The sequence below is a fragment of the Shewanella sp. T24-MNA-CIBAN-0130 genome (assembly GCF_040310185.1).
GTDB classification, from domain to species: Bacteria; Pseudomonadota; Gammaproteobacteria; order Enterobacterales; family Shewanellaceae; genus Shewanella; species Shewanella psychromarinicola.
The window spans coordinates 24,517-36,303 of sequence record NZ_JBEOPP010000048.1 but is presented as its reverse complement, the minus strand read 5'-3'; the positions used below and the strand labels follow the sequence as shown (position 1 = coordinate 36,303).

The following is an 11,787-nucleotide window of genomic DNA, read 5'->3' as shown; positions in this document are numbered from 1 at the left end:
GCCGATACACTCGGTGATACAATTAATGATAACTTTCAGAAATTAAAACCTGCAGTTTGAATTCACTTGAGTATATATCAACGAACAAAAGATTGATATTAACGCCACTATTCACACCATCAGTGGTTACTCCGCTCACGCAGACCAACACAACCTCATCAATTTTGTTAAACGCATGCACCACAAACCTAAACATATTCGTATTGTTCATGGCGATGATGAGGCTAAACAAGCGTTGGCCTCAGCATATCAAGCATTGTTACCCATGGCAGAGATTGAAATCGGTAAAGCGTAACAACACCAAACGGCAATCAAAAACAGTTCACCGGTGAGATGACAAGTTAATGACCAAATTTAACTCTGACACCTGCGTTAGCAATAAACCCATCATTACGTGACCAGATATCAGTAGTCCACTGGCCGCCTGGCGATCTATTAGGCAGTAACATAGGATGTTCATCGGTTTGTTTTACATCGAGTAAGTTTTCTAAGTTAATAAACCAACTGACTCTGCCAACAGTAATTTCGCCCATTAAACCAAGATGCCAATAAGGATTGGTTTCATCAATATAAGGGTTATCGTTAACGTTTTGAGTGCCGGTATAATAAGCTTCAAAGCCCGCTCTAAAATTGCCATGTTGCTCCCACATAGCGACAAAACCACCAGAATGACGTGGTGTTAAGGCAATGGCTCTTCTGCCGTCCCCGTCGGGTGACACTTCAGTTGCATCTAGATACAAGTAACTTGCGGTCAACTTAACATCGCCTAAATAGTAACGCAGCAACACTTCAGAACCACGGATCTGACTTTCGCCGGGTGCATTAACCAACCTAACAGCGTCTAAGGAACCATCGTTATTGACAGAGAAAGCCTGTAAACCCGTGACGTTATCTACATTCGAGCCAAACAAGGTCAAACTAGTTTCCACATCATCAAAGGTATAACTAACATCAAGCGATGCCGTTTTAGCGCGCTCTTCTTGTAAGTTGTCAATTGGTGCTAACCTTGATAATCCTGCAGCCTCAATCTCTTCAACAAACGGTGTAGGAGCAAAGTACCCTTCCCCATAAGAGCCTCTTATGGTTAAGTCACTTGGGCGATAAAGCACCGACACTCTTGGGCTAAATTGAGTACCATATTCACTGTGATCATCAATGCGCGCACTGTAAGAAGTGGTGATTTGGTCTGTCAGCTCATAATCAAGTTGAGCAAATGCACCCGGCACTTTATAAGAATAATCAAACTCAGGAAAAGTCTCAGAGGCAAAGATTTCAGACTGATAGGCTAAACCAACAACCCAATCACTGTTATCGGTATAACCTGCGATGCTATTTTCAAGCAAATAACTCTCGTGTTGATCTTCTTCTATATCGGCACCATAAACATGCACATGATCTTGTACCATCGCCGATGCGCGAGTATTAAACGTCAATGACTCTAATAACGGCATACTAAACACAAGGCCGCCATCAAGCCTGTCTGAATCTTGCGATTGCTCAAACGAAGTTCCATCAGCGACCGTATTATCACCTAAAGTACCGCCAGTACGCTGCTCGGTCATAAACCCGCTAGTCACATACAGTGTTTGTCCTTCTTGTCCTTCCCAAAATAATCGAGGACGTACAGTGTATCGCTCATAACCTGCCAGATCGATCCAGCCGTCATTATCTATATCTTGCTTGTCTTGATAATGAGCACCTGCCGTCACCGACCCTTTTACATTCTCGCTCAATGGTGACTCAAAATAGGTGGTCACATCCTGACCATCGCGCGTGGTTGCATTGACCAACACTTCACCGCTTAATTCATCACTAGGCGTTCGAGACACAAGGTTAATTACCCCGCCGAGTGCTGAACCACCATAAAGTGATGACGCCGAGCCTTTAATAATTTCAACGCGACTTAAATCAGTCGGCGGCACTTGCAACAAACCAATCGATCCTGCTTGATTACCGTACAGCGGTAGACCATCGGCCAGTAATTGGGTATAACGACCATACAAGCCTTGTAGGCGAATATTAGCACTGCCTAACGCAGGTGAAGTTGTTTGTAATCTTACCCCACCCGTTTCTGCCACCAGCATAGAAATATTACCCGGTCTCATCGCTGCTTTTTCTTCAATCTCTTCGCGGTTAATGACCTCAACTCGAATAGGTTGTTCATCGGCAATTCGCCCAGAGCGAGTGGCTTGTATGACAATGGTTTCCATTTCATCTTCGTGTTCAGGCTCGTGTTCATCGACATCCGCTTTTGGGGCATCATGCTCAGAATGTTCATGGTTTTCAGTGTGGCTCTTACTGTCATTCTCACTGTGATTTGCACTCTGTCCAGACGTATTTATCGACTCATCCACCACACTGGCTTCACTCACCCCAATAACACCTAGCGACAAAATTAATGACGCCGCGGAATAACTCAACATACAACTTCCTTTTAACAACACATTACCGAAAATGATATGCTTAAGCTTAAAGGTTACAGCCACTGGAAGGTCAATATGAAAATAAGTGAATTGGCATCAATTGCCCAGGTATCGGTTAAAACCATCCGATATTATGAGCAAATTGGTATACTCTCTCCGCCAATCCGTACCAGTAATGGCTATCGTCATTACCAACAAAAAGACATTGAGACATTGGTGTTTATAAGACGATGCAGAGAATTAAACATCGGACTCGATGACATCAAGCGCTTGGTTGATACACAACAAGACCCAAAATCGTCGTGCGCACTAGTCGACAATATCATTGCCGAACAACTTGCCCGCATTCAACAAACCCAGCGAGAGTTGGCATTACTAGAACAATCATTAGCGGCACTCGCGAGCTGCTGTAAAAGCCATCAGATCAAAGATTGCAGTATTTTACAAACGCTGAAATCGGTTTAAGTGAATTAAAACAGTACCTTACAGATACCGTTAGCAAAGGCAATGGGGTAATCCAGTGAACATTTGCAATGAGTGTTCGCCTTTCGGGAGCTAACGATTTTCGATTTTCCAGCATGTGGAAAACTATTTTGTTAACTGAGTGGGGTCGTGAGATAACGAATTTCGATTTTCCACTATGTGGAAAACGCTATTTTGTTAACTGAGAGGGTGTCGTGGGATAACGAATTTCGATTTTCCACTATGTGGAAAACGCTATTTTGTTAACTGAGTGAGGTGCTGAGATAACGAATTTCGATTTTCCACTATGTGGAAAACGCTATTTTGTTATCTGAGAGGGTGGCATTGGATAACGAATTTCGATTTTCCACTATGTGGAAAACGCTACTTTGTTATCTGAGAGGGTGGCATTGGATAACGATTTTCGATTTTCTGCTTTGGGCTTTTTGAGGACAATCTAGCGCGGAACTCATCGTGGAGCGGGTGGTGAAGCACCTAATGAAGACTCCGAATACATTAGCGCAAACCAACCTCGTTATCGACAATATCATTTGCAATAACGAGGCGGACCATACATTTTTGTGTCTGTTGTTTAAGTTAATTGCCAAGGTTCTCTAGGTATTTAACGAACGGAGCAAAATCACCTTTGTCAGCTTCCTTAAGGCAAGAGATATAAGCTTTGCGCTCTTCGCTCACTTTCTCTAGGTTGCCCTCTGCCCAGTTAAGCGGTGGCTCTTCTAGTAAAACCATGCGAACAACATCGGTAAATATACGCGAGTGCCTGCCGTTACCATTTGGGAAAGGGTGAATCTCAACAAGCTTGTGCTGTATGCGAGCGCTGAGCTCTAGATGTGAGTAGTGTTTGAACTTTACCCAGCACTTGGCATCTTCTAGAAAGTTGTGGAGCTTGGGCCTGATTTGGAAGGGATCACAGCCAATGCTTAACTCTTTGTTTCGAGTGGCCCCAGCCCAGGTCCATACATCACCAAATAGGTGCTGATGGAGGGCAAGAACGAACTCAGCCGAGAAAATAGAATCCAGCGTTAGGCCAGAGATACCACTAACCCATTGCTGGCCTGCTAGGATATTGGATTGTTCAAGTTCGTTAAGTTGTTCTCTTGTTGTTACGTGTGGGTGTTTCAACCCTTCCATATCATCTGGATCAAGCGGTGTAGCAGCTTCTGGTTCATCAATAATCAAAATACTTTGTCTTCCATATTTTTACCCCATAGCTTACGCCCACCGGCACGCATAATTTCTTCGGCTAGTTCATTTATTAAGATATTTTCTTTCTCTTTGCTAACTGATTGCGCCTCTAGAAACATATTTTTAGATGCTTTCTTTACTTCTATTGTCGCAATCATCAGCGCACGCTCTTGCATTATATCAGAAACAGCCTTTTTAGGTTTTAGAGTGTATGAGAAGTCACAGTCTAGAGCTTCAGCCAGTTGCCTTAACTGATTTAGAGTTATGTCGCCATCAGCCTCGCGCCTTTCAAGGACTGAAATTCTATTTCTTGTCATGCCAGCTCTATCTGCTAGCTGGGCGCCTGACATATCCAGAGCTTTTCTTACTGTTCTAATCCAGCCCTCTTTAGGTATTGAGGGGATTAGCGTTCCCTTAACTGCATCAACCAGTTCTCTGTACTGTCTTAAAACCGTTTTCTTAACGGGTTGTTGCTTGTGCGGATTGCTTCGAAAAGAGTACATAGTAACCTCGTTTTCCATTGTTTATGTCTTAAGCGTAATCGAAATTAGATACACTTTCCATTTTGCGTATTTTAATATGATGACACAAATTTGATATTTGTATCACATAATAGATACATAATATTTTGTATTGCATTTTTTTTGATTACAAAAAAACAGTAAATGCATCTTAATTAAGATACATATTTTGTTAGGCGTATGAGATTATAGATACTAATTATGATTTTGTATCTTAAAAAGGATACATCAAATTAACTATTGTAATTGGATTACATGCCTATGCACTTGGCTCAGTAAGAATGTATTGGCGTGTGAATCATTGCCAAATTTAACAATCTGTTAGGTATTTCTCTTTCCATTTGTCTACGATTGAACCGATAACAGAACTCGCTCAGATATTCTTGCAGGTACTTTCCTGAAACACCATGAAATGTCCCAAGTAAAAATGCCTTTAAGTTACCAATGGCAATATGAACCCAAGGCAGCCATTCATCAACAAGCTCACTGGGGGTAACCCTCGCTTCATGTTGTTGAGTCTTATCTATAATATTCAACGCAGGTAAGCCGTCTGTATGCACTTCTTGCTGTTTCGTTAAGTGTTTGGCAACGAACTTTTCAACACTATCATGGCAAACGCTATTCACAGCCTGCATAGCAATAAATCCAGCTCTTTTTCCTTTGCTTTCAACGGCAACTAAAACAGGTGTTTTACCTTCTGCTCCACGTCCACGCTTGCCCTTCCTTCTGCCACCCACTAACGCATCATCAATTTCAATAACGCCTGACAGTCTATATAAGCTGTCTCTATGGCCCATAGCCGTTCTCAGCTTACTTAATATCAAACGTGCCGTTCGCCAATTAACCTCAATGTGCTTGCTCAATCTTAATGCTGAAATACTGCCTTTATCTGAGCCTAAAAAGTAGATTGCCCAAAACCACTTAGTGATAGGAATACGGCTACCGTGGAATAATGTGTCAGCTGTGACCGATGTTTGTTTATGACATTGACTGCATTCATATACATTGCGGGTTGTAAGCTCATAGGCATGCTCACAAGAGCATCTAGGGCAAACAAAACCATTAGGCCATCTCATTTTCTTAATGTGATTTAAGCAATCAGTTTCAGAGCTGAATTGACGTTGCCATTCAAAAAAACTCGTTTCAGGCATTTTCATAGCAAATCTCACTTCTAGTCTTGATTTATACTATAAGAATAGGCCAAAACTGACTCAGATGCATAGGCATGTTTCCTTATTATATTTAGGTGGTAACTGTCACTTTTAAAGCAAAATGTTACTTTTAAAGCAAGAGTTACAGAGAAGTGTGTATAAGTTCGTGTCAATTTCAATATACGTTTTGGTTCCAATATCTATGTCGTTATCTAAAGGTTATCCATTGATCACCGGCAACTTCTAAATGGCTGTAGTTATTGAAGTAATCTACGCTCAACATGCTTTCGGAAAAAAGCAGTTTGGTCACACTGGTATTTCTGGTCTGTTGATTAATCGCTAACGTTTGTTGATCGCTTAATTGCAATATATGTTGCACGATAGTCGAAATAGTACCGCCAGATGTAAACACCACAATGTCTGTAGACTTTGTGGTGTTGACATTATTACCCTGTCGCTTTTTTACTAATTCTTGTTCAATAATATTTTGCAACGCTCGAATACAGCGACTTTTAAACTGTGGCCAACTTTCTTTGTATTCCAAATCGTGATCACCACTCATCCAACGATTTAACGCTTGATAAAACTCTTTGTGGAGTATTTTATGAGGTTCTTCATATTGTTGTAGCTGATCTGCCATCTGAGCAAAGTCATGCCATTGGCCGTTATATTTCTGCAAAATATCTACATGATCAAACTCATTAAAACCCGAGTGGATAACCATCGGCGTTGATTCACCTTGGTAGCCGTTAACAAAATGAGTCAACGTTTGGCCATGGCGCAACAAATCACCACAATAGAATTTGCTAGGGGCCGATCTGGAGCGCCAATATTCACCTAGTAATGTAGCTTGCTGGCTACCCTTGGTTGATAATTGATCGTAATCAGTGCTTCCAAAAGAGGCTTGTCCGTGTCGAATCAAATAAATTGCTGCCATTTAGTTTCTCTGACTTAGTAAAAGAATGATGACTCAATTGGTAAACAATCAATTATTTTGAATGTATTTTGTGCTATATCGAATCTACTTGACTATGCTAATGCCAACATCTAAATTGAACAAATGAATAGTTCTAATACCCTACTATTTGTATTTTAAATAGTAGGCACGTCTAAGGTGGTCTTAATGCACATCAGAAGATCACTGGAGTGAGTATGAAAATTGATTTGAATTTGTTTGTAGTGTTCGATGCAATATATTGTGAAGGCAATATTACTAAAGCGGCGTCGGTGTTGAATTTATCGCAGCCAGCGGTGAGCCACTCACTGGGTAAATTACGCACCCATTTCGATGATGCTTTGTTTATAAGGCAAGGTAACGAAATGCGCCCAACGCCTGTGGCAAAAAATGTGATTGATGATGTGCGAGAAGCCTTGCACCAATTACAAGTGTGCTTGGTGCAATCAAGGCAATTTGAGCCTTTAACCTCACGTAAAAGCTTTTCACTGTCATTACATGGTTCATTAGAACCCTATTACTTGCCTATATTGCAACAAAGCTTGTTGTTAGAATCGCCGGCCATCAATTTAAGCAGTAATAAACGAGTGAGACGTACTGAACTTGAAAACAAACTGGCCAGTGGCGATATTGATTTAGCTATAGACACCTTAATACCCGTTAGCAATAATATTATGCATACACAATTAGAGTTAGATCAACTGGTCGTTGTAGCGCGTAAAAACCACCCTGCCATTAAAGAAACACTCGATTTAGAAACTTACTTACGACTAGATCACGTGCTAGTTTCATCTCGCTCAACGGGCCCTAGCTTGGAAGATTTTGAACTTTCTCGCATTGGTTTGCATCGTAAAATCTCATTACGTTGCCAGCATGCTTTATCAGCGTGCCAAGTCATCTTAAATAACGATATGTTGCTCACATTACCTAAAACCGCCGCAGCCATGTATAGCAAGATGCTTGATATTGCTATTTACCCTATGCCAGTGGAATTACCTGATATTGGCGTGCATTTATATTGGCATGTAAACGTCGACAAAGAACCGGCTAACAAATGGCTTAGAAACAAAATGATTATTGCGGCGACAAATACTCGGATAGAGAAAAATTGACATTCATATAGGTAATGATTGAGCTTAAATGCCAACTATATTTTTTCACGCAATATATAAGGGCATGCCCCCTTATATATTGCCGTTTAATTAACACTGCAGATAATTATCCATCAAACTGTGTTCTTGCAGTAAATTGCTATGTTCACCTAATAAACCTAAATACTGTTCAATCAATTTTATACACTAAGAGTTGCTGATCCATTGCCTAATATCGACATCGACAACTAAATTTAACAGTTCATTTTTTGACGGTTCATCGAGTTGATGAGTTAATGATAAATTAACAACATACAAAATTAATCCCAGAGTATTCACGTTTAATCCAGTGGCATTAAAATCCGGTTTATCTTGCATTAAAATCAGTTCACATAGATCAAGTGGGTAACCCCAAAGTGTCAAGATATAAACCGTCAAGACAGTCGCATCTGCAAGCATGATATGAGTGTCATTTGAATCAAAATCAACATGCTCGTTTGTTTCAGACATTAGCACTAAATGACCAATACCACTGAGTAAAGCAGCTATAAAAACAACATCTTGCTGCTCAACGCTAAATCCCATCGACTTACTTAACTGACGACATAATCGAGAATAATTAAATGACCATTCATTAATTTTTTTATGTGCTTTTTCTGGCACTCTTAAGGCTAATGCTTGATCAACAACAATACTAACAACGATCGTTTCAGTCATTTTAAGACCTAAACGTTTTACGGCCTCTTCCAAACTCACAGTCTTGCGGCTGTAGCCTAAGAAAGCTGAGTTTGCGATTTGTATCAGCTTGGCAGCGATAACACTTTCTTGGTGAATTATGTCCGCGGCATGAGAGATATCAACTTCTTCATTGGCGAACATAGACTGAATTTGTCTCGCGATATCTGGTAATGCAAAAAAGTACCCGATACGACCCAGTTTATTTCGTAAAGGTTGTTCTATATCTAGGGTATTTAAGTGTTCTAATGAGCAAAAAACATCATTTATGTCTTGTTGTGTAAAAGGTTTTTTCAACACAAAATGGGCAATTTCTGTTACTTTAGACACAACATCCTCGGCGGTGTCACCGGTTAATAACACCCGTAATGCCGACGGCATTATTTGAGAAACCTGTTTTAGCAGCTCATCACCATTAATATCTGGCATTAAGTAATCACAAATCACGGTATCGACAATGGCACCATCAGGCAAAGCCTGCTGCCAATGAAGTGGATCACTGCATAAATAAAATTGCCAATGTGGTTTGAGACGACTTGCGACTCTATTTAGCGCTTTAAGCATAAAAATATCGTCATCAATAAACAGTACAGTTAATGTTTTCATAAATCACCCATTAATCTGGCAACTGAAAAATTAGGATCAGAAATTAAAGAAATAAACTGCTCCTCTATTTGAGGGCGAGCAATAACATAGCCTTGGATAATGTCACAATTCAGCCGTTCAAGAATTGGAATTTGGTCAAAATACTCTACTCCTTCAACCACCACTTTCATACCTAAATCATGGGCCATACGAGTAATGTTAGCGATCATGCTTTGAGTGTTTAAATTACTGGCAATGTCGATGATTAAAGACCGATCTATTTTAAGCACATCGATTGGCAATTTTGATAAATAAGACAAAGATGAATAGCCCGTACCGAAATCATCAATCGCAATACTGATCCCTGCTTTTTTAAGTCTAGCCAGTTTCTCTGCACTTTCTTCAATATTATCAACCAACCATGACTCTGTTAATTCAAACTCGAGAATTGACATGTCGATATCGAAACCTTTCAATAACGCTTCGACTCTTGGTATAAAATCGGGTTCAGATAATTGCTTTCCAGAAATATTAACAGCAACATGATCGAGAACGATTCCGTTTTTAAGCCAATTTGAAATCGCTAAACAGGTTTTTTCAATTACCCAGTAGCCTATTTCAATAATTTGCCCTTCTTGCTCCGCTATTGGAATAAATACGTCTGGAGAGACCATTCCTAACTCTGGACTATTCCAGCGTAACAGTACTTCACAACTAGCAATTTTACGTAATCTTAAATCGTACTTAGGTTGAAAGTTTAAAAATAACTCTTGATTTTCAATGGCATGATATAAGGCTTTACTTGTAAATAATTGTTTGCGTTTCTGCTCGATGATTGAGTTGTCAAAACGCATGTAAAAATGAGGATTTCCATTAATATGCAGTCTGTTACTGACCAATGCATTGCTGAATAACTGCTGTGCACTTGCGCCATCGTTTGGAGCAATGCAATAGCTAATCGTAAATTCAATGCGTACGGTTTTTTCAACATATTTGTTGCCAGTAAACGATGATAAAATATTATCTAGTTGACTGTGTAATTCAATCTCAGATTCATAGTTAGCAATAAGGATTACAAAATATTCATTCGGTAATACAGATATTCGGTGATTAAACCTTTCACATTCCATTATTAATGTTGTGTGTATCTCATTAAATAATGCAACAGAATCAATATCGCCAAGCATATCAGCCCAATAGCCATAATTTTTTAGATGTATAGCCACCAAAGCAAATGATTTATCTGTCTCAAGTAATGTTTGTGCATTGCTTAATAATCTTATTTGATCGATTAGCGTTTTTGACTCACAAAGGACATTATTATCACAGTCTGACGCCATTGAAATGGAAAAAAATCTAGAATTATCGGTCACATGCTTAAGGCTAAACATGACATTTTCGCCTTGAGTTGTTTGTAATATCGGGGGTTCATCGTTGGGGGTAAATAAATAGTCAATGCAACGATCAGTACAATACGGAAACAGGTCATTTAATAATGTATTTTCGTTTTTTATTGCAAGTATCTTTTTAGATAAGCCATTGAACCTACCTATTTGACCATGTGGAAAAAGCTCGATTACAGCTTCATCACTGCTGGCGAGTAGATCGGCAATAATACTTCTCTGTTGTTTACTGTTGTATTGACAAAAGGCCTCCTCAACCTCAATAACAAGTGCATTGTCGTCCCATGGTTTTTGTAAAAAACGAAATACAGTACGAGAGTTAAGCAGTGTTAATATAGAATTAAAATCAGACGAACCACTAAGCACCATACACACCGTATTAGGTTGCATAGATTTTATTGCTAGCAGTAAATCAGACCCATTCATCATAGGCATACGATAATCTGAAATAACGACAGGACATGCTTCTTTAGACATGATCTCTAAGGCTTCTTTACCGTTATCAGCAATAAATACTTGATAACCTACACGCGTGAACAATCTTTTTAACGCTCGTAATATGGACTGTTCATCATCAACAATGAGTAGCTTTTGCTTCATAATTTTACCCATTAATTAAAAGACTGTTGACTAAAGATCGCAGCTTGTCGTTATCAAACGGTTTTGATAATACCGCATCAGCACCTAAATCTAAGGCTTTTTGCAATTCATGTTCAGATAATCCAGACAACACAAGGATTTTTAATTCCGCTAATTCTGGCTGTTGACGGATAAATTGCAATACTTCAAAACCATCTAAACTAGGCATTGCAAGGTCAAGTGTAATCAAATCAGGTTTATCACTGAGTAATTTAACTCCCGCGTGAAATCCATCTGCGGCAAAAGAGAAATAATAACCGCTTGATGATAAAACTCGGCGTATTGCATTTCTAATTTCAGTTTCATCATCAATAATTAAGATACGTTTTGGTGATGCAGAACCTGAGTCGGAATTAGTCTCTATATCCTCACAGTAACTCATTAATTCTTCAGGCATTGGCATTTTTTGTTGTTGTAAAAACAAAATAAAATCGTCCAGTAGCACTCGGTAATTACCCCTACCCGGCAATTTATGTCCTTTTAACCGACCTTGCGAAATCCAACGACTAACAGTCCTATGATGCACATCACAATACTGCGCAATGACACTGGGTCGTAACGTTTTCATATTTTATCACTCATCATAAAACTTGATTAGTTGTCATTTATAGCATAA

The 11,787-nt window shown here is 39.5% G+C and carries 10 protein-coding genes and 1 pseudogene; 3 read left to right on the top strand and 8 right to left on the bottom strand.

What is annotated here, in order from left to right; genetic code table 11:
* Positions 1-70: 70 nt before the first annotated feature.
* Positions 71-295 (top strand): annotated as a pseudogene (locus tag AAEZ02_RS16845) (MBL fold metallo-hydrolase RNA specificity domain-containing protein); the annotation flags it as partial.
* Between the two features lie 46 nt (positions 296-341).
* Here the strand turns inward: AAEZ02_RS16845 and AAEZ02_RS16840 are convergent.
* A complete protein-coding gene (locus AAEZ02_RS16840; protein ID WP_124013278.1) occupies positions 342-2,423 on the bottom strand; it encodes a TonB-dependent receptor plug domain-containing protein in 2,082 nt (693 codons plus the stop codon).
* 75 nt (positions 2,424-2,498) lie between these two features.
* On the opposite strand from AAEZ02_RS16840, the gene AAEZ02_RS16835 reads away from it, so the two are divergent.
* A complete protein-coding gene (locus AAEZ02_RS16835; RefSeq protein ID WP_351124134.1) occupies positions 2,499-2,888 on the top strand; it encodes a Cd(II)/Pb(II)-responsive transcriptional regulator in 390 nt (129 codons plus the stop codon).
* Positions 2,889-3,482: 594 nt separating this feature from the next.
* Here the strand turns inward: AAEZ02_RS16835 and AAEZ02_RS16830 are convergent.
* The 4 genes from AAEZ02_RS16830 to AAEZ02_RS16815 all read right to left on the bottom strand — a co-directional run bounded on the left by AAEZ02_RS16830 (position 3,483) and on the right by AAEZ02_RS16815 (position 6,700).
* Positions 3,483-4,085: a mobile mystery protein B gene (locus AAEZ02_RS16830; RefSeq protein ID WP_124013277.1), complete on the bottom strand. Its 603-nt coding sequence runs from the start codon at positions 4,083-4,085 to the stop codon at positions 3,483-3,485.
* Positions 4,082-4,612, bottom strand: a complete 531-nt coding sequence (locus tag AAEZ02_RS16825; protein WP_233768636.1) for a mobile mystery protein A — start codon at positions 4,610-4,612, stop codon at positions 4,082-4,084. The genes AAEZ02_RS16830 and AAEZ02_RS16825 overlap by 4 nt, the downstream gene beginning before the upstream one ends.
* Before the next feature lie 272 nt (positions 4,613-4,884).
* Positions 4,885-5,769, bottom strand: a complete 885-nt coding sequence (locus AAEZ02_RS16820) for an IS1595 family transposase (RefSeq protein ID WP_351124131.1) — start codon at positions 5,767-5,769, stop codon at positions 4,885-4,887.
* Positions 5,770-5,971: 202 nt separating this feature from the next.
* A complete protein-coding gene (locus AAEZ02_RS16815) occupies positions 5,972-6,700 on the bottom strand; it encodes a histidine phosphatase family protein (protein WP_351124128.1) in 729 nt (242 codons plus the stop codon).
* Between the two features lie 215 nt (positions 6,701-6,915).
* Between AAEZ02_RS16815 and AAEZ02_RS16810 the strand changes: the two genes are divergently transcribed.
* Positions 6,916-7,830: a LysR family transcriptional regulator gene (locus AAEZ02_RS16810; protein WP_351124125.1), complete on the top strand. Its 915-nt coding sequence runs from the start codon at positions 6,916-6,918 to the stop codon at positions 7,828-7,830.
* A gap of 186 nt (positions 7,831-8,016) precedes the next feature.
* On the opposite strand, the gene AAEZ02_RS16805 is transcribed toward AAEZ02_RS16810, so the two are convergent.
* Genes AAEZ02_RS16805 through AAEZ02_RS16795 form a run of 3 tightly spaced genes read right to left on the bottom strand, consistent with a single transcriptional unit; the run spans position 8,017 to position 11,739 of the window.
* Positions 8,017-9,150, bottom strand: coding sequence for an HDOD domain-containing protein (locus tag AAEZ02_RS16805; RefSeq protein WP_351124122.1), 1,134 nt, complete (start codon positions 9,148-9,150; stop codon positions 8,017-8,019).
* Entirely contained in the window at positions 9,147-11,132 is a 1,986-nt protein-coding gene (locus tag AAEZ02_RS16800) for an EAL domain-containing response regulator (protein ID WP_192114956.1), read from the bottom strand. Before AAEZ02_RS16800 ends, AAEZ02_RS16805 begins: the two co-directional genes overlap by 4 nt.
* A gap of 4 nt (positions 11,133-11,136) precedes the next feature.
* The gene (locus AAEZ02_RS16795) at positions 11,137-11,739 is read right to left on the bottom strand and encodes a response regulator (protein WP_182743447.1); all 603 of its coding nucleotides are present in this window, start codon (positions 11,737-11,739) and stop codon (positions 11,137-11,139) included.
* Positions 11,740-11,787 lie beyond the last annotated feature (48 nt).